General features: G+C 74.7%; 22 protein-coding genes. 10 read left to right on the top strand and 12 right to left on the bottom strand.

Annotation, left to right across the window (positions count from 1 at the left end; genetic code table 11):
* Positions 1-73: 73 nt before the first annotated feature.
* Both hrpB and ABTY40_RS07845 read right to left on the bottom strand, forming a co-directional pair.
* On the bottom strand, positions 74-2,635 hold the full coding sequence (gene hrpB / locus ABTY40_RS07850) for an ATP-dependent helicase HrpB (protein ID WP_352058697.1): 2,562 nt from the start codon (positions 2,633-2,635) through the stop codon (positions 74-76).
* Between the two features lie 84 nt (positions 2,636-2,719).
* Complete coding sequence (locus ABTY40_RS07845) at positions 2,720-3,565, bottom strand: class I SAM-dependent methyltransferase (protein WP_352058696.1); 846 nt, start codon at positions 3,563-3,565, stop codon at positions 2,720-2,722.
* A gap of 342 nt (positions 3,566-3,907) precedes the next feature.
* Between ABTY40_RS07845 and rpsA the strand changes: the two genes are divergently transcribed.
* Complete coding sequence (gene rpsA, locus ABTY40_RS07840; RefSeq protein ID WP_030205288.1) at positions 3,908-5,410, top strand: 30S ribosomal protein S1; 1,503 nt, start codon at positions 3,908-3,910, stop codon at positions 5,408-5,410.
* Between the two features lie 151 nt (positions 5,411-5,561).
* Here the strand turns inward: rpsA and ABTY40_RS07835 are convergent, their stop codons facing one another.
* The gene (locus ABTY40_RS07835) at positions 5,562-6,512 is read right to left on the bottom strand and encodes a right-handed parallel beta-helix repeat-containing protein (protein WP_352058695.1); all 951 of its coding nucleotides are present in this window, start codon (positions 6,510-6,512) and stop codon (positions 5,562-5,564) included.
* A 248-nt stretch (positions 6,513-6,760) separates the two neighbouring features.
* On the opposite strand from ABTY40_RS07835, the gene ABTY40_RS07830 reads away from it, so the two are divergent.
* The 3 genes from ABTY40_RS07830 to ABTY40_RS07820 all read left to right on the top strand — a co-directional run bounded on the left by ABTY40_RS07830 (position 6,761) and on the right by ABTY40_RS07820 (position 8,796).
* Positions 6,761-7,699, top strand: coding sequence for a PAC2 family protein (locus ABTY40_RS07830; protein WP_345280919.1), 939 nt, complete (start codon positions 6,761-6,763; stop codon positions 7,697-7,699).
* Positions 7,700-7,730: 31 nt separating this feature from the next.
* Complete coding sequence (coaE, locus tag ABTY40_RS07825) at positions 7,731-8,339, top strand: dephospho-CoA kinase (RefSeq protein ID WP_352058694.1); 609 nt, start codon at positions 7,731-7,733, stop codon at positions 8,337-8,339.
* Positions 8,340-8,421: 82 nt separating this feature from the next.
* Positions 8,422-8,796 (top strand): tetratricopeptide repeat protein, encoded by a 375-nt coding sequence (locus ABTY40_RS07820; protein WP_345280915.1) that lies wholly within the window; start codon positions 8,422-8,424, stop codon positions 8,794-8,796.
* A 19-nt stretch (positions 8,797-8,815) separates the two neighbouring features.
* On the opposite strand, the gene ABTY40_RS07815 is transcribed toward ABTY40_RS07820, so the two are convergent.
* Together ABTY40_RS07815 and ABTY40_RS07810 are read right to left on the bottom strand one after the other, a co-directional pair.
* Positions 8,816-9,094: a DUF6343 family protein gene (locus ABTY40_RS07815; protein WP_352058693.1), complete on the bottom strand. Its 279-nt coding sequence runs from the start codon at positions 9,092-9,094 to the stop codon at positions 8,816-8,818.
* 109 nt (positions 9,095-9,203) lie between these two features.
* Positions 9,204-9,539 (bottom strand): hypothetical protein, encoded by a 336-nt coding sequence (locus ABTY40_RS07810; RefSeq protein WP_352058692.1) that lies wholly within the window; start codon positions 9,537-9,539, stop codon positions 9,204-9,206.
* A 253-nt stretch (positions 9,540-9,792) separates the two neighbouring features.
* Between ABTY40_RS07810 and ABTY40_RS07805 the strand changes: the two genes are divergently transcribed.
* From ABTY40_RS07805 to ABTY40_RS07795, 3 genes are all read left to right on the top strand, one after another.
* Positions 9,793-12,666: an SCO1167/SCO6262 family helicase gene (locus tag ABTY40_RS07805; RefSeq protein ID WP_352058691.1), complete on the top strand. Its 2,874-nt coding sequence runs from the start codon at positions 9,793-9,795 to the stop codon at positions 12,664-12,666.
* Positions 12,663-13,961, top strand: coding sequence for an SWIM zinc finger family protein (locus ABTY40_RS07800; RefSeq protein ID WP_502990512.1), 1,299 nt, complete (start codon positions 12,663-12,665; stop codon positions 13,959-13,961). Before ABTY40_RS07805 ends, ABTY40_RS07800 begins: the two co-directional genes overlap by 4 nt.
* 127 nt (positions 13,962-14,088) lie before the next feature.
* Positions 14,089-14,907, top strand: coding sequence for a chaplin family protein (locus ABTY40_RS07795; RefSeq protein WP_352058690.1), 819 nt, complete (start codon positions 14,089-14,091; stop codon positions 14,905-14,907).
* Between the two features lie 47 nt (positions 14,908-14,954).
* Here ABTY40_RS07795 and ABTY40_RS07790 read toward each other — a convergent pair whose 3' ends face one another.
* The 3 genes from ABTY40_RS07790 to ABTY40_RS07780 all read right to left on the bottom strand — a co-directional run bounded on the left by ABTY40_RS07790 (position 14,955) and on the right by ABTY40_RS07780 (position 17,406).
* On the bottom strand, positions 14,955-15,644 hold the full coding sequence (locus tag ABTY40_RS07790) for a DUF2293 domain-containing protein (protein ID WP_352058689.1): 690 nt from the start codon (positions 15,642-15,644) through the stop codon (positions 14,955-14,957).
* A gap of 12 nt (positions 15,645-15,656) precedes the next feature.
* Positions 15,657-16,073, bottom strand: coding sequence for a plasmid transfer protein KilB (kilB, locus tag ABTY40_RS07785; RefSeq protein WP_352058688.1), 417 nt, complete (start codon positions 16,071-16,073; stop codon positions 15,657-15,659).
* A 121-nt stretch (positions 16,074-16,194) separates the two neighbouring features.
* Positions 16,195-17,406, bottom strand: coding sequence for a pyridoxal phosphate-dependent aminotransferase (locus ABTY40_RS07780; RefSeq protein ID WP_352058687.1), 1,212 nt, complete (start codon positions 17,404-17,406; stop codon positions 16,195-16,197).
* Between the two features lie 92 nt (positions 17,407-17,498).
* On the opposite strand from ABTY40_RS07780, the gene ABTY40_RS07775 reads away from it, so the two are divergent.
* Entirely contained in the window at positions 17,499-18,143 is a 645-nt protein-coding gene (locus tag ABTY40_RS07775) for a winged helix-turn-helix transcriptional regulator (protein WP_352058686.1), read from the top strand.
* A gap of 108 nt (positions 18,144-18,251) precedes the next feature.
* On the opposite strand, the gene ABTY40_RS07770 is transcribed toward ABTY40_RS07775, so the two are convergent.
* On the bottom strand, positions 18,252-18,599 hold the full coding sequence (locus ABTY40_RS07770) for a MerR family transcriptional regulator (protein ID WP_352058685.1): 348 nt from the start codon (positions 18,597-18,599) through the stop codon (positions 18,252-18,254).
* A gap of 95 nt (positions 18,600-18,694) precedes the next feature.
* Positions 18,695-19,447, bottom strand: a complete 753-nt coding sequence (locus tag ABTY40_RS07765) for an SDR family NAD(P)-dependent oxidoreductase (protein WP_352058684.1) — start codon at positions 19,445-19,447, stop codon at positions 18,695-18,697.
* A gap of 149 nt (positions 19,448-19,596) precedes the next feature.
* Here ABTY40_RS07765 and ABTY40_RS07760 point away from each other — a divergent pair, with 149 nt between their 5' ends.
* Complete coding sequence (locus ABTY40_RS07760; protein WP_352058683.1) at positions 19,597-20,232, top strand: nucleoside/nucleotide kinase family protein; 636 nt, start codon at positions 19,597-19,599, stop codon at positions 20,230-20,232.
* Positions 20,233-20,326: 94 nt separating this feature from the next.
* Here the strand turns inward: ABTY40_RS07760 and ABTY40_RS07755 are convergent, their stop codons facing one another.
* Together ABTY40_RS07755 and ABTY40_RS07750 are read right to left on the bottom strand one after the other, a co-directional pair.
* Positions 20,327-21,271, bottom strand: coding sequence for a carbohydrate kinase family protein (locus ABTY40_RS07755; RefSeq protein ID WP_352058682.1), 945 nt, complete (start codon positions 21,269-21,271; stop codon positions 20,327-20,329).
* Entirely contained in the window at positions 21,268-22,182 is a 915-nt protein-coding gene (locus ABTY40_RS07750) for a pseudouridine-5'-phosphate glycosidase (protein WP_352058681.1), read from the bottom strand. Before ABTY40_RS07750 ends, ABTY40_RS07755 begins: the two co-directional genes overlap by 4 nt.
* A gap of 97 nt (positions 22,183-22,279) precedes the next feature.
* On the opposite strand from ABTY40_RS07750, the gene ABTY40_RS07745 reads away from it, so the two are divergent.
* The gene (locus ABTY40_RS07745; protein ID WP_345280887.1) at positions 22,280-22,639 is read left to right on the top strand and encodes a cupin domain-containing protein; all 360 of its coding nucleotides are present in this window, start codon (positions 22,280-22,282) and stop codon (positions 22,637-22,639) included.
* Positions 22,640-22,967 lie beyond the last annotated feature (328 nt).

Raw genomic sequence — 22,967 nt, 5'->3', positions numbered from 1 at the left:
ACCCGCCCCCGGCCGCACCGCCCCTCGTCCCCCCGGGACGGGGGGCGGTTCCGCGCGCGTCAGCTCGTCCGCCTCAGCCTTCCCGTCCCAGCCGCGCCTTCGTGTGCCGGGTCGGTTCCGCGGTCGAGGGGTCCTCGGGCCAGGGGTGCTTCGGGTACCGTCCGCGCAGCTCCGAGCGCACCGAGCGGTAGCCCTCGCGCCAGAACGAGGCCAGGTCGGCGGTCACGGCGGCGGGGCGCCCGGCGGGGGAGAGGAGGTGCACCAGCACCGGGACCCCCGCCACGCGTGGGGTCCGCGCCAGGCCGAACATCTCCTGGAGTTTCACCGCCAGCACCGGGCGCTCGCCGGAGTAGTCGACGCGTATCCGCGAACCGCTCGGCACCTCGATGCGTTCCGGGGCCAGCTCGTCCAGCCGGCCGGCCTCGCCCGTCGCCCAGGGCAACAGCGTGCGCAGCGCCGCCCCCGCGTCGAGCCGCGCGAGATCGGCGCGGCGCCGCGCCCGGGACAGCTCCGGCTCCAGCCACTCCCCGGCCCGCTCGATCAGCGCCTCGTCCGACACGTCCGGCCACGGCTCACCCACCGCACCGCGCAGGAACGCCAGCCGCTCACGCAGCTCCACCGCCTCCCGGGACCAGCGCAGCAACCCCAGCCCCTCCCGGCGCAGCCCGTCGAGCAGCGCCTCCCGCACGAGCCCGGAGCCGGCGTCCTGCCCGAGCGGCCGGACCGTCAGCTCGACCGCGCCCAGCCGCTCCACCGCGCGCGCCACCACGTCCCCGTCCTCCCAGCGGACCTCCTCGCCCTCGCTCCACAGATGCCCCGCGGCCCGGCGGGCCGTCCCCTCGTCCAGCACGGCGGCCAGCCGCACCCGGGCCGTCGCGTCCCGTACCGTCCGGTCCGCGACGGCCACCGCCAGCCAAGGCGCCGCAGCCAGCCGGGAGCCCTCCGGGAGCCGGGCCCCGCCTCCCGACACCATCAGGAAGCCGTCCTGCTCACGGCGCCGGGCCACCCGCTCGGGAAAGGCCAGCGCGGTCACCAGGCCCGCCACCGCGTCCTCGCCCGTTCCCCCGGCCCGCCCGGTCTCGACGGGTGCCCCACCGCGGCCGGCCTCGCCGACCGACCGCTCCAGGCGCCGGACCTCCGCCCGCCACCGCGCCCCGTACCCGTCGCCACCCCTCCGGGCCTCCCGCCAGGCGGCCGCGAGGTCGTCCCCGTACTCCCGGGGCGGCTCCTCGCTCAGCAACGCCACCACCTCCGCCGCACGCCGCAGGCCCACCTCGGGAGCCGCGTCCAGCAGGGCGCGGGCCAGCCGGGGAGGCAGTCCGAGCCGGGCCATCCGGGCACCGCGATCGGTCGCCCGGCCCTCCGCGTCGACGGCGCCGATCGCCGTCAGCACCGCACGCGCCGCCGCCATCGACCCGGCCGGGGGCGCGTCGAGCAGCGCGAGGCCGGCCGCCGAGGGATCGCCCCAGCACGCCACCCGCAGGGCGAACCCCGTCAGATCGGCGACCGCGATCTCGGGGGACGGGTGGCGGACCTGCCGGGCGTCGTCGATCTCCGACCAGCACCGGTACACCGAACCGGGCGCCTCACGCCCCGCGCGGCCCGTCCGCTGGGTCGCCACCGCGACCGACACGGGCACCGTCGCCAGCGAACCCAGCCCCCGCGCGTGGTCCATCCTCGGCTCGCGCACCAGACCGGAGTCCACGACGATCCGCACTCCCGGCACGGTCAGGCTGGACTCGGCCACCGAGGTCGACAGGATCACCCGCCGCCTCCCGCCCGGCTCCCGGCCGCGCAGCACCCTGTCCTGCACCGCGGCCGGCGCGCGCCCGTGCAGTTGGAGCACCTCCGCGTCGACGTCCGCGAGGAGACCCGCCGTCCGGGCGATCTCCCCGGTGCCCGGCAGGAAGCACAGCAGGTCGCCCTGGTCCCGCCGGAGCGCGAGCCGGACCGTCGCGGCGACGTGCCTCAGGAAGGCGGGGTCCACCCACGTCCCGTGCGGGGGACGGATGCCGGCCGGCGGCGGGACGAAGGAGATGCCGCAGCCGTGCCCCTCACCCCGGGCCCACACCACCGGCGCGGGCGCTGCGCCGCCGTCCTGCACCGTGAGGAGCTGCGCCCACGCCTCCGCGTCGCTCGTCGCCGACGCCGCGATCAGCCCCAGATCCGGGCGCAGCGTCGCCCGCACGTCCACCAGGAACGCCATCGCCGTGTCCGCGTCCAGATGCCGCTCGTGGCACTCGTCGAGCAGCACCACGTCCACCCCGGGCAGCTCGGCGTCCCGCTGGAGCCGCTGGAGGAGCACGCCCGTGGTCACCACCTCCACCCGGGTCGCGGGCCCGGTCCGCCGCTCCCCGCGCACCGAGAACCCGACGGCCTCCCCGACCTCCTGGCCCAGCAGCCAGGCCATCCGCCGCGCCGCCGCCCGCACCGCCATCCGGCGCGGCTCGGCCACCAGCACCCGCCGCCGCGGCCCGTCCCCTATGAGTCCCGCGAGCGCGAGGGGCACCAGGGTCGTCTTACCGGTGCCGGGAGGCGCGTGCAGCACCGCCGTGCCGCGCTCCTCGAGCGCGGTCAGCAGCTCGGGGACGGCATGACGGACGGGAAGCAGGTCGAGAGCGTCGTTTCGGATCACGCACTCAGTCTCGTACGCGAACGCGGAAGGGCGGAGCCCGCTGTCCACAGGCCCCGCCCTTGATGGGATCGTCCTACTTTTCGGCTACCCCTCGTCGCCCCGCTCGCAGACGAAGATCGCCGTGCCCGGGATCAGGTTCCCGCGCAGCGGCGACCAGCCGCCCCACTCCTGGCTGTTCCAGGACGGCCACTCCGGCTCCACCAGGTCCACCAGCCGGAACCCGCCGGCCACCACGTCGCGCACCCGGTCCCCGAGGGTCCGGTGGTGCTCCACGTACACGGCCCGGCCCTCCTCGTCCTGCTCCACGTACGGCGTCCGGTCGAAGTACGAGGCCGCCACCGACAGGCCCTCCGGCCCCGGCTCGTCGGGGAAGGCCCAGCGGATCGGATGGGTCACCGAGAACACCCAGCGCCCGCCCGGCCGCAGCACCCGCCGCACCTCGCGGAAGACCCGGACCGGATCGGCGACGAACGGCACCGCGCCGTACGCCGAGCAGGCCAGGTCGAAGGAGCCGTCCCGGAACGGCAGCGCCCCGGCGTCCGCCTCCACCAGCGGCACGTCCCCGCCGATCCGCAGGGCGTGCTGGAGCTGCCGGTGCGAGAGGTCCAGCGCCACCGGCCGGGCCTCCTGCGCCGCCAGCCAGCGCGAGCACTGCGCCGCGCCGGCTCCGATCTCCAGGACGTCGCGCCCCTTCAGGGAGGCGGCCGGCCCGAGCAGCCCCGCCTCCGCCTCGTCGAGCCCCTCGGGGCCCCAGACGAACCGGTCGTCACCGAGGAAGGCCCCGTGCTCGGTCTGGTACTCGTCGGCGTTCCGGTCCCACCAGCCCCGGCTCGCGCGGCTGCTCTCCGCCTCCCCGGCGTCACGCCGGGTGGCCGCGGCGGCGTCCTCGGCCGTGCCGTGCGGGTCTTCGTGCTCGTACTCTTGGTTCATCTCGCCCGTCGATGTAGTTTGCGCTCAGTACCGCCGTACGGCGGGCCCGCCCGGTCGTGCGGGGGACGGAAAATGGCTCCGGGATGCGGCGATCTGCCCCGGCTGCGCGCTTCGCGCATTGACCCTGTCCGGCCGTCCCCGTATGCTAAAGGTTGCGCTGCGGGCCTGCGCGCCTCAGACGGAGCAGGCCGCGCTCGCACCTGTTGCGGTCCCCTCGGTTTACGAGGCGCCCCCGTTCGTCGGGTAGGCGCTTCATCGGCTGTCCGGCTTCTTCAGTGCGATACGGGCTCACGGCGTAGCAGTACCTACGACTTTCTGTCCGTAACCGGAGCCCTTTCCCACATGACGAGCAGCACCGAGACCACCGCCACCACCCCGCAGGTTGCGGTCAACGACATCGGTAACGAGGAAGCCTTCCTCGCCGCGATCGACGAGACGATCAAGTACTTCAACGACGGCGACATCGTCGACGGCGTCATCGTGAAGGTCGACCGGGACGAGGTCCTGCTCGACATCGGTTACAAGACCGAAGGTGTCATCCCGAGCCGCGAGCTCTCGATCAAGCACGATGTCGACCCGAACGAGGTCGTCAAGGTCGGCGACGAGATCGAAGCCCTTGTTCTCCAGAAGGAGGACAAGGAAGGCCGCCTGATCCTCTCGAAGAAGCGCGCCCAGTACGAGCGTGCCTGGGGCACCATCGAGAAGATCAAGGAAGAGGACGGCATCGTCACCGGTACCGTCATCGAGGTCGTCAAGGGTGGTCTCATCCTCGACATCGGCCTCCGCGGCTTCCTCCCGGCCTCCCTGGTCGAGATGCGCCGTGTCCGCGACCTCCAGCCCTACGTGGGCAAGGAGCTCGAGGCGAAGATCATCGAGCTGGACAAGAACCGCAACAACGTGGTCCTGTCCCGCCGCGCCTGGCTGGAGCAGACCCAGTCCGAGGTCCGCCAGACCTTCCTCACGACCCTCCAGAAGGGTCAGGTCCGTTCCGGCGTCGTCTCCTCGATCGTCAACTTCGGTGCCTTCGTGGACCTGGGTGGCGTCGACGGTCTGGTCCACGTCTCCGAGCTGTCCTGGAAGCACATCGACCACCCGTCCGAGGTCGTCGAGGTCGGCCAGGAGGTCACCGTCGAGGTTCTCGACGTGGACATGGACCGCGAGCGTGTCTCCCTGTCGCTGAAGGCGACGCAGGAGGACCCGTGGCAGCAGTTCGCCCGTACGCACCAGATCGGCCAGGTCGTCCCCGGCAAGGTCACCAAGCTGGTTCCGTTCGGTGCGTTCGTCCGCGTGGACGAGGGCATCGAGGGTCTGGTCCACATCTCCGAGCTGGCCGAGCGCCACGTGGAGATCCCGGAGCAGGTCGTCCAGGTCAACGACGAGATCTTCGTCAAGGTCATCGACATCGACCTCGAGCGCCGTCGCATCAGCCTCTCGCTGAAGCAGGCCAACGAGTCCTTCGGTGCCGACCCGGCCTCGGTCGAGTTCGACCCGACCCTGTACGGCATGGCCGCGTCCTACGACGACCAGGGCAACTACATCTACCCCGAGGGCTTCGACCCCGAGACCAACGACTGGCTCGAGGGCTACGAGGCTCAGCGCGAGGCCTGGGAGACCCAGTACGCCGAGGCGCAGGCTCGCTTCGAGCAGCACCAGGCTCAGGTCATCAAGTCCCGCGAGGCCGACGAGGCCGCCGCTGCCGAGGGTGGCGCCGCCGCTCCGGCCGGTGCCCCGGCGGGCGTGTCGGGTGGCTCCTACTCCTCGGAGTCGGACGACAACTCCGGCGCCCTGGCGTCGGACGAGGCCCTCGCCGCCCTGCGCGAGAAGCTGGCCGGCGGCCAGAGCTGAACAGGCTCACCGCTGAGTGGCGTTAGCCGCTAGCGCACCGAGGCCCGTTCCCCTCCGGGGGAGCGGGCCTCGGTCGTTCCCTGACGGGGCCGCGAACCGGTCGCGACGCGGCCCCGGGGCGGGATCCTGGGGCACGAGGCCCGACCGGCTCTCAGGGCGTGACGGCGATGTTCGTCAGCCCGTACCCGCCGGTCACCGTGTTGGAGGCGTACACCGTCGTCCGGCAGCTGCCGGACTGGTGGGCCACATGGATCGCCAGCCGTTTCGGGCCGGTGGCGCCCGTCAGGTCCGCGTGGTTGTCGCGGAAGACCGTCCCGCACCCCCAGCCGCTCTGCTGGCTGTGCGTCTCGAAGCCGTTGTTGGTCGTGTTCACCCCCCGATTGCCCTCGACCAGCACGTTGTTGCCCTTCACGTCGACCCACGAGTCGTCGTAGTGGACACCGGTCAGACCGCGCCCGTCGAAGGTGTTGCCGATGATCCGGGCCCCGGTCGTCCCCTCCTTGATGTCGACGCTCTCGCCCCCGACGTCCGGCCCGATCACGTTGTCGATGATCAGGACGTTGTCGCTGCGGTCGGAGAGCGTGTTGGCGCTGCCGACGTACACCCCCTCGCCCATGCCGCGCCCGTCGTTCCCGGTGTCGTAGACGCGCGAGTTCTTGAGGATCCCGTTCCGGCTGGAGTTGCGGAAGTGCACCCCCTCCATGTCCAGGCCGTGCACGGTGACCCCGTCGATCACCACCCCGTCCGCCGCGTCGGTCATGATCCCCTTCTGGCCACCGGTCACCGTGATTCCGGCGACCGTCCAGTACGAGGCGCCGTTGAGGTGCAGCCCGTAGCCACCGCCGGCGGTGAGCACCGCCCGCGAGGAGCCGGTGAGGACGATCCGCGCCGTGGCGGTGCCCGGCGTCGTGGCCTTGAAGTTCCCCGTGTACGTGCCGTCCGCGAGGCGGATCGTGTCGCCGGGGCGGGCGTTGGCGAGTGCCGTCCTGAGCTGGGCGGTGGTCGAGACCTCGACGGTCGCCGCGGCGGCGGGGGAGGAGGGGAGGAGCGGGACGGCGAGGAGCGCCGGGAGCAGGGAGAGGAGCAGCGTTCTCGTGCGCATGGGGCTGCCTTCCGAAAGAGGGCTGGTTCGAGTATGTGCACAGAGGTCGAGATGCTGAACGGTGCTGTCCCGAGACGGTAGGGAGGGGCACTCCGGCTGTCAAGGTCTGGACCAGTCGGGGGACAGGGCCTCTGTCGGGGTGGCGGCCCGCGGACCGGAAGCCCTCGGTCCGGTGGAAGATCGCTCCGCCGGGAATCACCGCGCCGCGCCCCGCGTTCCCCAGAAGGACACGAGGAGGAGCGGTAATCGTGCTTGATCCCCAGGATTTGTACGTATGGGACCCGAAGGGCCTGGCCGTGGTGGACGTGGCCCTGGCTCAGGAATCGGCCGGGCTGGTCATGCTCTACCACTTCGACGGCTACATCGACGCCGGTGAGACCGGTGAGCAGATCATCGGCCGCATGCTCGACACCCTTCCGAACCAGCTGGTGGCACGCTTCGACCACGACCGGCTCGTGGACTACCGCGCCCGCCGGCCCCTGCTGACCTTCCGGCGCGACCGCTGGACCGCGTACGAGACGCCGTCCATCGAGGTCCGCCTCGTCCAGGACGCCACCGGCGCCCCCTTCCTCGTCCTCTCCGGCCCCGAGCCGGACGTCGAGTGGGAGCGTTTCGCCGCAGCCGTCCGGCAGATCGTGGAGCGCCTCGGTGTGCGCCTCTCCGTCAACTTCCACGGCATCCCCATGGGCGTGCCGCACACCCGCCCCGTCGGCCTGACGCCGCACGGCAGCCGCACCGACCTCATGCCGGGGTACCGCAGCCCCTTCGACGAGGCGCAGGTGCCCGGCAGCGCCGAGGCCCTGCTCGAGTACCGGCTCATGGAGGCCGGACACGACACGCTCGGGGTCGCCGCCCACGTCCCGCACTACGTGGCCCGTTCGCCGTACCCGGACGCGGCCCTGACCGTGCTGGAGGCCGTCACGGCCGCCACCGGCCTGGTGCTGCCCGGCGTCGCCCACGCGCTCCGCTCGGAGGCCCGCCGCACCCAGACCGAGATCGACCGCCAGATCAGGGAGGGCGACGAGGAACTCGTCTCGCTCGTCCAGGGACTTGAGCACCAGTACGACGCGGTGGCCGGGGCCGAGACCCGCGGCAGTCTCGTCGCGGAGCCCGTCGACCTGCCGTCCGCCGACGAGCTGGGCCGCGAGTTCGAGCGCTTCCTCGCCGAGCGGGAGGGCGACGTGTAGCGTCCCGGAGCCACCCCCTAAGCTGCCGCTCATGCTGAAGGTGGGCCTGACCGGCGGGATCGGCGCCGGCAAGAGCGAGGTGTCCCGGCTGCTCGTCTCGTACGGGGCCGTGCTGATCGACGCGGACCGGATCGCCCGCGAGGTCGTCGAGCCCGGAACGCCGGGCCTCGCGGCCGTCGTGGAGGCCTTCGGGGAGGGGATCCTCACCGAAGAAGGGACGCTCGACCGGCCCAAGCTCGGCTCCCTCGTGTTCGCCGACGCGGAGCGCCTCGCCACCCTGAACGCGATCGTCCACCCGCTGGTCCGGGACCGGTCGGCCGAGCTGGAGGGCGCGGCCGGTGCCGGGGACGTCGTCGTCCACGACGTACCCCTCCTGACCGAGAACGGGCTCGCGCCCCTCTTCGACCTGGTCGTCGTGGTGGACGCCTCCCCCGAGACCCAGCTCGACCGGCTCGTACGGCTCCGGGGCATGGCCGAGCACGACGCCCGGGCCCGGATGGCCGCCCAGGCCACGCGGGAGCAGCGGCGCGCGATCGCGGACCTGGTGATCGACAACGACGGCCCCCTCGACGCCCTGGAGCCCCAGGTGCGCGAGGTCTGGGACGAGCTGCGGCTCCGCGCCGCCGGAACCGTCCGGTAGGACGGGCCGGGACGGCGCCGCGGCCCGGAATGCGGCCGACAGGTTCGGTGTTCAAGCATCCGATCGAGGGAAGGATGCCATCGTGGCCGACAGGAACCCGGAAACGCACGTCATCGACTTCCGCGCCGCCGAGCAACTGCTCGCCGCGCGGGACCCGCGCGGAGCCGTGAAGCTGCTCGACTCGGTGATCGCCGCCCACCCCGAGAACACCGCCGCGCGGCTGCTGCGGGCCCGGGCCTTCTTCGCCGCCGCCCAGCTGCGGCCCGCGCAGCTGGAGTTCGAGCTGGTCCTGGAGCGGGAGCCGGACAACGCCTTCGCCCACTTCGCCCTCGCCCGCACCTTCGAGCGCTCCGGGAAGCCCGCCCAGGCCACCCGGCACTTCCGCCTCGCCGCCGCGCTCGACCCCAGGCCCGAGTACCTGCAGGCCGCCGGTTTCGGCACCGGCACCCAGGAGTGAGGGCCGGGGGAGGCCCGCGTCAGCGGTCCCGCCCGCCCCGTCCGCCGTGGTCCGGCTCGTAGGGCGGGACGTCCCGGCCCGGCTGCCAGTGCGGGCCCTGCCGCAGATGGCGCAGCACCAGGACGAGGTCCACCGTCACCACCACGAACAGCACCCCGCACGCGGCGGCCCAGCCGGGGCGCCCCACGAGCGCGAACGCGACCGTCCCGAGAACGGCCCACACCAGGCCCCAGGCGCTCAGCCAGAACCGCAGGCGCAGGGCGCTGCGCGCGGTCGCCGGCTCACTTCCGGTACGCATGACCGCCGTGTCTCCCGTCGGTTCCCCCGCGGACACCTCCAGGATCCCTCCGCGCGGGCGGAGGGGAAACCGGCCGTGCCCCGACGGGCACGGCCGCCGGCGCGCGAGGTCAGTGGACCACGCTGTAGCTGCGCCAGGGCTGCCCGCCCGGAGTGATCGAGTTGCCGCTGTTGCTGGGGAGGTACGTGGACTCCGTCCCCCGGCAGTCCCGTGCCTGGTAGAGGATGATGTCGACCAGCGTCTCGTTGTCGACGTCCGTCGCCCCCGCCGGCGCCAGCCGGTGACAGCCCTTCACCGAGGGGCTCGTCACCATGACCTTCGCCCCGTTCCCGGTCTCGTACGTGAGGGTGCCCACGGCGCTGCGGCCGAGGCCGGAACAGCCCGCGACCGCGAAAGTGAGCAGCACGGCCCCGGTGGCGGTCGTGAGACGCCGGCGAACGGACATGGCGGTTCCTCTTCTGTCGGGCGACGGTCCCGGCGGCTGGCGCGCGGGGCGAGGTCGGCAGGCGGACGCGACCCCTGGTGCCGCCACCCTGCCGCCCGCCCGGGCTCCCGGCATCCGCTGCTGGGCCGCCCGGGCGAACCGGCGGGCGGGGCCGTTGTCGTACCCCACCCGTAAGGTCGTGACCGAGGCGTACGACCGACGCAGGGACCAGGCCGGACGCACCGGCACCGAGGAGCGGGAAGGAGGGACCGGCATGACCCACACGTGGACGACCGCAGCCGCCGTGTTCCTGCCCGCCGCCCTGCCGCGCGAGGGCCGCGTCGCCTACTGGGCCCCGGACGGCGCCGCCCTGCCCGGCCCCTCGGACGCCCCCGGGGCCCAGGCCGCCGAGCTGACCGTCGTCCGGCGGCACGGGGCGGGCGCCCGCGCCGCGACCGTCCCCGCCGTGACCCTGCCCATCGGCACCGCCCTGCCCCTCCTCACCGCGGCGCGCCACCACCCGGCGGCCCATCCCGCCACCGCCTGCTGGGGCGCCGCCGCGCTGCACGCCCTGCACGTCGCGGCCCGGGGCCGTATGCTGCCCGGCCTCACCGCCGACGACCTGGACGCCTGGCGGGCCGGTCCCCTGGACGCCGACGACATCGCCCACCTGCGGGCCGTCGCCGCCGCCATGCCGTACGAGGCGCACCCCGTGCCCGTGCCCGTCCCCGGCCGGGGCCCGCTGCGGCTGCCCGAGCCCGAGGCCCTCGTCCGCGCCTTCCTCGACGCGGTCGCCGACACCCTGCCCCGCACACCGGCCGCCGCCCACGCGGTCGGCGCCCCCTTCGCCGCACGCGAACCCCAGCACCTTCCCCGCGCGCGTGCCTGGGCCGCCGAGGCCGCGGCCGGCATGGACGCGGGCGTACGCGTCTCGCTCCGCCTCGACCTGTCCGGATACGAACTCTTCGACATCGCCGACGGGGCACCCGCCGGGGGCGGCGAGAGCGGCGGTGACGGCGCGGAGCGCCAGGCGGCCGCCGCCCTCCTGCAGGTGCACAGCCTCGCCGACCCGACCCTCGTCATCGACGCCGCCGGCCTCTGGGCGGGGGAGGGCGAGCACTTCGGACCGCGCGCCCGGATCGACGCCCTCCTCGCGCTGCGCCGGGCCGCCCGGGTCTGGCCGCCGCTCGCCCGGCTCCTGGAACGGGACGTGCCCGACGTCCTCGCCCTCACCGAGGACGAGCTGTACGAACTCCTCGGCCCGGCCGCCGCCCGGCTCGCCGACGCCGGGGTTGCCGTCCACTGGCCGCGTGAACTCGCCCGGTCCCTCAGCGCCTCGGCCGTCGTCCGCCCCGCCCGCCAGGCCCCGGGCTCCGCGACGGACGGCACCTCCTTCTTCGACAGTGAGGAACTGCTCCGCTTCAACTGGCAGCTCGCCCTCGACGGCGATCCGCTGACCGAGCGCGAGATGGACCTCCTCGCCGAGGCCCACCGGCCCGTCGTCCGGCTCCGCGACCAGTGGGTGGTCGTCGACCCCGCTCTCGTCCGCAAGGCGCGCAAGCGGGAGCTGGGCCTCCTGGAACCGGTGGACGCCCTCGCCGTCGCCCTCACCGGCACGGCGGAGGTGGACGGCGAGACCGTTCCCGCCGTCCCCGTCGGCGCGCTCGCCACCCTCCGCGACCGCCTCGTCGCCGGCCCCGAGGCCGTGCAGGCCCCACCCGGCCTCACGGCCACCCTGCGGGACTACCAGCTGCGCGGCCTCGCCTGGCTCGACCTCATGACCTCGCTCGGTCTCGGCGGCTGCCTCGCCGACGACATGGGCCTCGGCAAGACGGTCACCCTCATCGCCCTCCACCTGCGCCGGGCCCACTCCGCGCCCACCCTGGTCGTCTGCCCGGCCTCCCTCCTCGGCAACTGGCAGCGCGAGGTGCACAAGTTCGCGCCCGGCGTGCCCGTCCGCCGCTTCCACGGCGCGGAGCGCAGCCTCGACGGAGCCGGCGGCGGATTCGTCCTCACCACCTACGGCACCATGCGCACCAGCGCCGCCGAACTGGCCGCCCACCGCTGGGGGATGGTCGTCGCCGACGAGGCCCAGCACGTCAAGAACCCGTTCTCCGCCACCGCCCGGGCCCTGCGCACCATCCCGGCCCCCGCCCGGGTCGCCCTCACCGGCACCCCCGTGGAGAACAACCTCTCCGAACTCTGGGCGCTCCTCGACTGGACCACCCCCGGCCTCCTCGGCCCGCTCAAGACCTTCCGCTCCCGCCACGCCCGCGCCGTGGAGAACAGCGAGGAGATCGACAACGACGAGGCGGTGCGGCGGCTCGCCCGGCTCGTACGGCCCTTCCTGCTGCGCCGCCGCAAGTCCGACCCCGGCATCGTCCCCGAACTGCCGCCGAAGACCGAGTCGGACCACCCCGTGCCCCTCACCCGTGAACAGGCCAGCCTCTACGAGGCCGTCGTCCGCGAGACCATGACGCTCATCGGGGAGGCCGAGGGCATGGCCCGCCGCGGGCTGATCATGAAGCTGCTGACCTCCCTCAAGCAGATCTGCAACCACCCGGCCCAGTACCTCAAGGAGGAGGCCCCGCGCGGCGCCGGCACGCCCCGGCTGGCCGGCCGCTCCGGCAAGCTGGCCCTCCTCGACGAGCTCCTCGACACGATCCTCGCCGAGAACGGGTCCGTGCTCGTCTTCACCCAGTACGTGACGATGGCCAGGCTCCTCGCCGACCACCTGGCCGCCCGTGGCGTCCCCGCCCAACTGCTGCACGGCGGCACACCGGTGGCCGAGCGCGAGCGGATGGTCGACCGCTTCCAGTCCGGCGAGGTCCCCGTCTTCCTGCTCTCCCTCAAGGCGGCCGGCACCGGCCTCAACCTCACCCGGGCCGGTCACGTCGTGCACTACGACCGCTGGTGGAACCCGGCCGTCGAGGAGCAGGCCACCGACCGGGCCTACCGGATCGGCCAGACCCAGCCCGTCCAGGTCCACCGGCTGATCGCCGAGGGCACCGTGGAGGACCGCATCGCCGAGATGCTCCGCGCCAAGCGGGCCCTGGCCGACGCCGTCCTCGGCTCGGGGGAGGCCGCCCTCACCGAACTCACCGACCGGGAACTCGCGGACCTGGTGTCCCTGAGGAGGCCCTCGTGAACCGCATCGGAGGCCGCGGCGCCCGACGGCCCGGCGCCGCGCGCGAAGCGGCCGCCCGCCACGACGACCGGCGCCGCTCCTTCCCGCAGGTGGCGCCCCGGACCGGGGACGACGGCCGGTTCGCCGCCACCTGGTGGGGCAACGCCTGGGTGGAGGCCCTGGAGAACACCGCCCTGGACACGGCCCGCCTGGCGCGGGGCAAGGCCTACGCCGGGCGCGGCCACGTCGACGCGATCACCGTCACCCCCGGCCGGGTCGTCGCCTACGTCCACGGCAGCCGGCCCCGCCCGTACCGGACCGAGATCCGGATGCGGACCCTCGGCGACGACGGCTGGGAACGCTTCCTCGACGAGGTCACCGCCCGCCCCGAACACATCGCCGCGCTCCTCGACAAGGACGTGCCGCACGCCCTGGAGGCCGTCACCGGACTCCTGCCCGCCCCCGGCGACCTGGTTCCCGACTGCTCCTGCCCGGACGACGGCTACCCCTGCAAGCACGCCGCCGCCCTCTGCTACCAGGCCGCCCGGCTGCTCGACGAGGACCCGTTCGTCCTCTTCCTCATGCGGGGGCGTGGGGAGCGGGAACTCCTCGCCGAGTTCACCCGGCGCAACGCGGCCCTGTCCGCCGCCGAGGCCTCCTCCTCCGCGCCGCCCCTGCCCACCGTGCCCGCGCGCGAGGCCCTCGACGCCGCCTCGGCCGGGGCCGGACTCCCGTCGCCGCCCCCGCCGCTGCCGGTCCCGGACCGGCCCGGCCGCCCCGCCGTCTTCCCGCCGGACCCCGAGGCCCCCGACCCGCTCGCCCTCGACCTCCTCGCCACCGAGGCCGCGGCCCGCGCCCACACCTTCCTCCTCACCGGCACCGACCCGGTCGCCGCGCTGACGCCCTGGCAGGACGCCGTACGGCTGGCCGCCGCGCACCCCGGCTCCGGGCTCACCGCCTCGACCCGCGCGCTCTACCGGGATCTCGCCCACGCCCTCGGCCGCACCTCCACGGACCTCGCGCGCGCCGTCGCCGCCTGGCGGCAGGGCGGTGCCGAGGGCCTCGCCGTCCTGGAGGAGCCCTGGGACCCGCCGGCCGGTCCCTTCGACCGGGCCAGACCCGCGCTGCTCGCCGCCGACCTCCCCGCCTTCCGCCCCTGGCGCAACCGGCTGAGCACCGACGCCCTCCAGCTCCGCCTCGGCCGTGACGGCCTCTGGTACGGGTACGAGTCGGACCCCGGCCGTGAGGACTGGTGGCCGCGCGGCGCCCCCGACGCCGATCCGGTCGGAGCCCTCACCGATCTCCTCGGCGGGTGACGGACAGGTGAACGCAACCCCACTCGATGGAGTGAATCACGCCAACGGGTGGATCCGGCAAACGTGTTCGGCGCGTTTATTCGGGTACGGGCACTCGCCCGTGTACACCTCCGGAAGGCAGGAAGCCATGAGGCAGATTCGCCGAAGTGGTCTGGCCACACTGATGGTCACGGGTGGGGCGCTCGCTCTCTCGGCGGGCGTCTCCCACGCCGACTCCGGCGCACAGGGCGCCGCGGTCGGCTCGCCGGGAGTGGCGTCCGGCAACACGGTGCAGGCACCGGTGCACGTCCCGGTCAACGTCTGCGGCAACACGGTGAACGTCGTCGGACTGCTCAACCCGGCCTTCGGCAACAGCTGTGCGAACGGCTCCGCCGAGCCCGCCGGCTACGGCGAGGAGAGCGGCGGCCGCGCGCACAAGGACCTGCCCGGCACCCCGCGCGGCGGGGAGCAGGGCGGCTCCCACGGCGGGGGCTCCTCCCACGGCGGATCCTCCAACGGCGGCGGCGCCACCGCCGAGGGCACGGCCCAGGGTTCGCCCGGCGTGCTCTCCGGGAACGTCGTCCAGGCCCCCGTCCACGTGCCGGTCAACGTCAGCGGCAACTCCCTCAACGTGGTCGGCATCGGCAACCCGGCCTTCGGCAACACCTCGGTCAACGGCCCGGTGACGCCGCCGAAGCCGGAGCTGCCCGAGCAGCCGGTCGAGAACCCGAAGCCGCGCCCGCAGACCCCCGCCCCGGTGCGGAACGTGCCGGTGCCGCAGGACGACGAGGTCACGCGCCCGGCGCCCGCGCCGCAGGGCGAGGCGAGCGGTCCCGCGCTGGCCGCGACCGGTGCCGACGCCCTCGGCTACGTCCTCCCGGCGAGCGCCGCGCTGCTCCTCGGCGGCGCCCTGCTGTACCGCCGCGCCCGCCGCGCCGGCGACACCGAGACGGCCGACCGGGCCTGACGGTCCGGGACGTCCGCCCCGGCCGCGCCCCCTCGGCTCCCCAGCCGTCAGCCCTGGTCGCGGCCGTGGCCGTCCTGCCCGCCGTACCGCCAGGCCCGGAGCACCGCCTCGATGGCGGGTGCGACCCTCGTCCGGGCCTGGTGACGCGGCACGCCCCCCATGAGCAGCGTGTCGTACGGGGTGTCGACGTGCCGTACGGACGCCCGCACCGCGGCCGTGACGGCGCCCCGGTCCAGAGCCCGGCCCGCCGCTGTGCGTCCCACCCGGCCGCTGCCCTTCACCGAGGCGTGCACCGCGACCTCCCTCGCCCGCTCCGCCGGGATCGACGGGAACAGCCGCAGGATCTCCGCCTCCAGGGCCGCCGTGATCCCGGCGTCGCGGACCGCGCGCCGCTCCGCGTCCCGGGCCCGTCGCCTGGCCCGCGCCTCCGCGTCCGCCAGGCAGGCCGCCTCGGCCCGGGCGAGCGCCTCCTCCTCGACGAGCAGTCCCTGCCGCTCGTACCGCGTGCGGCGCCGGTTGTGCCGGACGACCACGGCCCACAGCGTGCTGTTCTCCCGCGCGCGCCGGGTGAGGGCCGTGTCGCCGCGCGGCAGGAAGACCAGGTGCCCCAGATCCGCGCAGTCCAGGCAGACCGGCGCGTTGAACTCCACGATCATCCGCTGCAGCGGCCCCTGCCGGCACTCGGAGCAGCGGCGCCCGCGCAGCGGCTCGACGACGACGGGAGCGACCAGGTCCACGGCCGGCCTCCTTCAGCGCAGGCCGGGGGCGGCGGCGGTGACGAACCGGGCCAGTGCCTGCTTCGCCCGGTCCGAGCGGCGGGTGCGCTCCTGTGCGTCGGCCGCCTCGTGCATGCAGTGGGTCTCCTCGAAGGCGGCCTCCGCGAGACGCCGGACCTCGGGGTCGTCGCAGACCAGCTGGACCCGGAACAGGGCCTGCCGGGCCGCGGTCCGCTGCCGGTAGGAGGCGAACCGGGACTCCTCGGCCTCCTCGGAGCCCGGCGCCTCCGCCGCCCGGAACCAGCGGTCGTTCTGGCTGTGCCGGTAGTCGACCAGCGCGCCCGCGAACTCGCTGAACGTGGCGATCCGCTCCTGCCGGAGCTGCTCGCTCCGGGCGAGTGCGGCCGTGCGCTCGGCCGCCCGCCCCTGGAACCAGTGCGTCGCGATCACACCCAGAAGTGTTCCCGCCACCGCTGTCAGTGCCGCGTCCATGACCGGTCGTCCCTCCCGTGCGCCGACCCGGATCCGTGGATCCCCCACCCTCCGATCATGACAGCCGGAGGGCCGGGCGTCACTGGCGGTAGCCGCTGAGGAAGCGCCCGATCCGGCTGATCGCGGCGTCGAGGACGTCGGCGTGCGGCAGGGTCAGGATGCGGAAGTGGTCCGGACTCGGCCAGTTGAAGCCCGTCCCCTGCACCACCTGGATCTTCTCGCGCAGCAGCAGGTCGAGCACGAACTTCTCGTCGTCGTGGATCCGGTGCACGGCCGGGTCGAGGCGCGGGAACGCGTACAAAGCGCCCTTCGGCTTCACGCAGGAGACGCCCGGGATCTCGTTGAGCTTCTCCCAGGCCCGGTCGCGCTGTTCGCGCAGCCGGCCGCCCGGGGCGGTCAGCTCGTCGATCGACTGGCGGCCGCCGAGCGCGGCCTGGATGGCGTACTGGGCGGGGGCGTTGGCGCAGAGCCGCATGGAGGCCAGCATGGTGAGGCCCTCCAGGTAGTTCCTCGCGTGCTGCTTCGGGCCGCTGACGACCAGCCAGCCGGAGCGGAATCCGGCCACCCGGTAGGTCTTGGACAGGCCGCCGAAGGTGATGACGACGAGGTCGGGGGCGAGCGAGGCGGCCGGGTGGTGGACGGCGTCGTCGTAGACGATCCGGTCGTAGATCTCGTCCGCGAACACCATCAGTCCGTGGCGGCGGGCCAGGTCGAGGATGCCCTCGACGACCTCCTTCGGGTAGACCGCGCCCGTGGGGTTGTTGGGATTGATGAGGACCACGGCGCGGGTCCGGTCGGTGATCTTCGACGCCATGTCGTCGAGGTCCGGATACCAGTCGGAGGACTCGTCGCACAGGTAGTGCACGGACTTGCCGCCGGAGAGCGTGGTGACCGCCGTCCAGAGCGGGAAGTCCGGGGCCGGGATCAGGATCTCGTCGCCGTCCTCCAGCAGGGCCTGCACGGCCATGGAGACGAGTTCGGAGACGCCGTTGCCGAGGAAGACGTCGTCCACGTCGACCTCGGGCACGCCCATCTCCTGGTAGCGCTGGGCGACGGCCCGGCGGGCGGAGAGGATGCCGCGCGAGTCCGTGTAGCCGTGGGCCTGGGGGAGCATCCGGATCATGTCCTGGACGATCTCCTCCGGGGCCTCGAAGCCGAAGAGGGCCGGATTGCCGGTGTTGAGGCGCAGGACGCTGTGGCCCGCCTCCTCCAGCGCGTTGGCGTGTTCGATGACCGGGCCGCGGATCTCGTAGCAGACCTCGCTCAGCTTGCTCGACTGCCGGAACTCCATGTCCGCACTCCCCAGGTCCCCGGAAACTGTTGGTGCTTGGTTTTACCAAGTTCGAGCTTGGAAAGTCCAACAACATGTCTAGACTGCGGGACATGCCACGTCAGCCACGCCGCCGGAGCTACGACCAGCACTGCGCCGCCGCGCACGCCCTCGACCTGGTCGGCGACCGCTGGACCCTGCTCGTCGTCCGTGAACTCCTCGCCGGACCGCGCCGCTACACCGACCTGCACGCCGATCTGCCCGGCGTCAGCACCGACATGCTCGCCGGCCGCCTCAAGGACATGGAGGCCACCGGACTCGTCACCCGCCGCCGTCTGCCGCCCCCCGCCTCGGCCTCGGTGTACGAACTCACCCCGCGCGGACGAGACCTGCTCCCCGTCCTGCGCGCCCTGGCCGACTGGGGCGCGCCGGACCTCGCCGAACCGCGCCCGACCGACGCCGTCCGGGCCCACTGGTTCGCCGTCCCGCTCCTCGGACCGCTCGCGGAACTGGGCCCCGGCGTGGTGCAGGTGACCCTGGACGAAGGGGAGTTCCACGTACGGATCGGGGCCGACGGCGGTGTGGCGTACGGGGACGGGGCGGCCGACGCCCCCGACGTACGGCTCCGCACCAACGCGGCGACCTGCCGGGCCCTCGCGGCGGGGGAGCGGACGCTGGCGGAGGCCCTGGAGAGCGGCCTGGCCGAGCTGCGCCGGACCGGGGCGGAAGCCGAACCGGCCACGGCGGGCGCGGGCTGAGCGGCACCCGGCAGAACCGGGTGGAGGGGCCGTTCAGGAACCGGTGGTGGGCGACTCCCGGGACCCACGGTGGCGCGGGCGCCCAAGGGGCCGGCCGGAGGGGACCGCTCAGGTCCGGGCGGCCAGGGCGGCGGCGAGCCGGTCCCGGGCCGCCGTCTGCGCCGCGATTCGCGCGTCCAGGACGGCCAGCCGCTCACGCGCGATCCGCAGGCCCCCCTCGGACGGCGGGGCAGAGGCGAGGTCCCCGTCGAGGCATTCGCGGAAGGCGGTGACGTCCTCCAGGGTGAGCCCGGCGTCCAGCAGATGGCGGATGTTGGCCACCCGGACCACCGCCGACTCCTCGTACACCCGGTAGCCGTTGGCCGCCCGGGAGGAGGCGAGGAGACCCGCCTGCTCGTAGTGGCGCAGGGCCCGCGCCGACGCACCCGTCCTGCGGGCCAGTTCACCGATGCGCACGCGCGCCACCTCCCGCGCTTTTTTACCACCGGGTGGGTACGGGGGCGGCGCGTGGGCGGTGGGTACGGCTGGAACGGCTCAACGGCCGGTACGGCTCAGGTGACCAGGGCGCCGCCGTCGACCGGCAGGACGGTCCCGGTCAGATAGGCGGCCTCGGGCGCGGCGAGCGCGGTGACCGCCCACGCCACCTCCTCCGGCCGGCCGAGCCGCCGCAGCGGCGTATGGGCGAGCTGCCACTCCCGCACCGCCCGCAGACGCTCCGGCGACAGCCCCATGTGCTCCCCGATCGGTGTCTCGATCGCGCCGGGGGCGACCGCCACCACCCGGACTCCGGCGGGCGCGAGGTCCAGCGCCCAGCAGCGGGTGAGGGTCTCCAGGGCGCTCTTGGTCGCCGGATAGACCGAGCTGCCCGGCCAGCCGCGCTGCCCGATCGCCGTCGTCACGTTCACGACCACGCCGCGCGACTCCCGCAGTGCCGGGACGGCCGCCTGGGTGAGCAGCACCGGGGCGACGAGGTTCGTCTCCAGGAGCGGCGTCAGGGTGGACCGGTCGAGGGTGCCGAGCGGGCCGCCGCCCGCGATGCCGGCGTTGTTCACGAGGACGTCGAGGCGGCCGTGGCCGGCGAGCGCGGTGCGGACGATCTCCTCCGCCGCTCCCTCCGCCGTCACGTCGAGAGGCAGGGGGTGGATGCCGGGGTGGCCCTCGGCCGTCTCGCGCAACGGCTCCGGCCTGCGCCCCACGGCGACGACGGCCGCTCCCTGCCCGGCGAAGGCGCGCGCGGTGGCCCGGCCGATGCCGGTGCCCGCGCCGGTGACGACGACGACCCTGGTGGGTGAGGTGGTGTTCATGGACCCGATGGTCGAACCCTGACGCCAGTGGCAAGGTCAAATGTGACCGCGGGAAGGCGGGCGTCCGTCGTGCGGAGCGGCCGCCGGTGGCCGCCCCGCGTCCGGGGGCGGTGGCGGACCGGAGGAGAGGAACGGGCAGGATGGGCGGAATGCGATACGAGCCGATCACCTGGGGCCGGCTGGCGGGCCGGCTCGGTGCCCACCTCGACCGGGTGACCCCGCGCGACGGAAGCGACTGGCTGAAGGTCGGGCTCGACGGGCCCCCGGCCGCGCCCGGCGGCGAGCTGGCCGCGAACCTCGCCGAACAGCTGAGGGCGCGCGGCCGGGCCGTCCACGTCGTGGCGACCGACGGCTTCCTGCGGCCCGCCTCGCTCCGGTACGAGCACGGGAAGCAGGACCCCGACGCGTACTACGGCGACTGGGTCGACACCGGGGCCCTCTGGCGGGAGGTCTTCACGCCCCTGGAGCCGGGCGGCACCGGACGGGTGCTGCCCGACCTCTGGGACCCGGAACGGGACCGCGCCACCCGCAGCCCGTACGTGACGCTGCCGCCCGGAGGCGTGCTGATCGTGCACGGGCCGTTCCTCCTCGGCCACTGGTTCCCCTTCGACCTCACCGTCCACCTGCGCCTCTCGCCCGCCGCTCTCGCCCGGCGCACCGAGGAGGCCTGGACCCTGCCCGCCTTCGCCCGGTACGCCACCGAGGTCGACCCGGCCGGCACCGCCGATGTCGTCGTGCGCGCGGACGACCCGCGCCACCCGGCGTGGACGGGGATCGACCGGTAGGCCGGCACCGCCGACGTCGCGGTGCGCGCGGGGCGGCGTGCTCCGGTGGCGGGAGCGGCGCCGGAGCCGTGCCGCGGGTCGCCGTACCACCGGTTCACGCCGTGCCGCCGGTTCGGCCCTCGCCCCCCGTACCGTCCTCCGGTCGGCCGCCCACCCGGGTGACCGCCTCCGCGCCCGCGCGGCAACCCGCTTCCGCCGCCTCGGCGGGCGTCGCGCCCGCGAGGCGGGCGGCCAGGAAGGCGCCGGTGAAGGCGTCACCGGCACCGGTCGAGTCGACCAGTCGGTCCGGGGGAACCGGGGGCGCCGGGACGCGGGCCGTGACCGCGCCGTCCTCGGCGACCAGCGAGCCCCCCGCGCCGAGGGTGACGACGACCAGGGGGAAGCGCCGGCTGAGCGTGGCCGCCGCCGTGTCGGGCGAGGAGCGGCCGGCGAGCAGGCGTGCCTCGCCGGCGTTGGGCAGCAGCGTCTCCGCGCCCGCGGCCCGGGCGAGGAACCGGTCGGGACCGAGGCCGGCGAGGAACCCCGCCGACGCCGGGTCCACGCTCACCGGCACCCCCGCCGACCGGGCGTCCCGCAGCGCCCGCAGGGCGACCTCCCGGCTCGGGGCGGTGAAGAACAGGTAACCGGAGAGGTGGAGCCGGGCCACCCCCTCCAGGAGCCCCGCCGACCAGTCGCCGGGGGAGAGACGCAGCGCCGCCCCGCCGTCGGTCAGGAACGTGCGCTCCGCCGAGGCGTCCACCAGGGCGATCACGGTGGCCGTCGCCGCCTCCGGGTCGCGTACGAGAACCGGCCGCACGCCCGCGCGCCGCAGGGCCCGCTCGTGCCAGACGGCCGCGTCCGTACCGACCCGGCCCAGCAGCCGCACCTCGGCTCCCCCCGAACGAGCCGCCCAGCAGGCGGCGTTGGCGCCCGCTCCGCCCGGCAGGGTGCGGATCTCCGCCGCCGTGTCCGTGGCGGGTGCCAGCGGGGTCCGGTGCCGGGCGACGACGTCCGTGACCACGTCCCCGACGACCAGGAGCGCGCCGCCTGTGGCGCTCACCGCCCGCCCGCGGCGTACGCCCCGGCGATGCGCGCCGCGAGCCGGACGTTGCCGCGCACGGCCGCCAGGTTGGCCTCCAGGGACGCGCCGTCCGTGTGGGTCGTCAGATATTCCAGGAGGAAGGGCGTCACCGCCTGGCCCGTGACGCCCTTCTCCTTCAGTTCGGCGAGGCCCCGCGCGAGCACCCGGTCGTGCAGCGCCGGGTCCAACTGCTCCGCCTCCGGCACCGGGTTGGCCACCACGAGCGCCGACCAGGGGGCGCCGAGGCCGTCCCGCGCCCGCATCACCTCCGCCACCTCCCCGGGGCTCCGCAGCGTCCAGTCGACCGGCTCGCCGGAGGAGGCCAGGTAGAAGCCGGGGAAGGTGGCCGTGCCGTACCCGACGACCGTCACGCCCAGGGTCTCCAGTCGCTGGAGCGTCGCCGGGACGTCCAGGATCGACTTCACGCCCGCGCACACCACGGTGATCCCGACCCGGGCGAGCAGCCGCAGATCGGCGGACTCGTCCTGCGTCTCGCGCCATTCGCGGTGGACCCCGCCGAGTCCCCCGGTGGCGAAGACGCGTATGCCGGCCGCGTCGGCCAGGAGGGCGGTCGCCGAGACCGTCGTGGCGCCGGTCGCGCCCGCCGCCAGGGCGGGGGCCAGGTCCCGGTGCCCCAGTTTCCGTACCGCCGGGTCCTGTGCGATCCGGGTCAGCTGGGCCCGGTCCAGGCCGACCCGGGCCGTGCCGTCGACGACGGCGACGGTCGCGGGGACGGCGCCCCCGGCCCGTACCGCCTCCTCCAGTTCGACGGCCACGGCCAGGTTGCGCGGGCGCGGCAGACCGTGGGCGATGATCGTCGATTCCAGCGCGACGACGGGACGGCCCTCGTGGAGCGCCTCCCGTACCTCTTCGGACACCTGTGTGGGCATGCTCCATCCCTGGCGCGGGCGCGAGCCCCGCAAACCTCGGTGGCGCACACCGGACACCCTCCCGGCCCGCCCGTCGCCACCGCTACAGTCACCGCCCATGACGACCACTCATGACCTGCCCTCCTTCGCCGTGCACATTCCGGACGCGGTACTCGAACCCGAGCCGCTCGACCCCGCCCAGATCGTCTCCGGGGCCCCCGAGGTCTCGGGGAAGGTGCTGTGGGAGTCGGCCGACGGCACGCAGGTGCGCGGCATCTGGCAGATCACCCCCGGGGTCGTCACGGACACGGAGGCCGACGAGCTGTTCGTGGTGGTCGGCGGGCGGGCGACGGTCGAGGTCGAGGGCGGGCGGACCCTGGAGATCGGGCCGGGTGACGCCTGCGTGCTGCGGAAGGGCGACCGGACCACCTGGACGGTGCACGAGACGCTCCGCAAGGCGTACCACATCAGTCTCTGACCCGCCGGGCGCGACGGCCCGCTGACCGCCCCGCACCTTTCCGTCCGCCCGTCTCCGTCGGTCCCGTGCTCCCCTTCCGGCCCTTCCGCCCCGGACTTCCCGCCTTCGGCCTGCGGCCGGGGCGGAGGCCTGCGGAGGGCCTGGAAGGAAACCTTCCTATCCGCTAGCATCCCCGGCGGCGGCTCGGCGCGGCGGCCCCTCCCCGGGACGTGACGCGCTCAGCGAGAGCTCTGACCCGGCCGCCGTGCACGGCCCCGCCCGTGGGGTGCCCCTTTCACCCCACGGGCCGGACGCCGCACCCCCGGCCCGCCGGGGGCCGGCGCCCGTG

The organism is Streptomyces sp. NPDC126503, assembly GCF_040302405.1.
GTDB lineage: Bacteria > Actinomycetota > Actinomycetes > Streptomycetales > Streptomycetaceae > Streptomyces > Streptomyces gulbargensis.
Note: the sequence above shows the minus strand (reverse complement) of the source record. Positions and strands in the feature narration are given on the sequence as shown.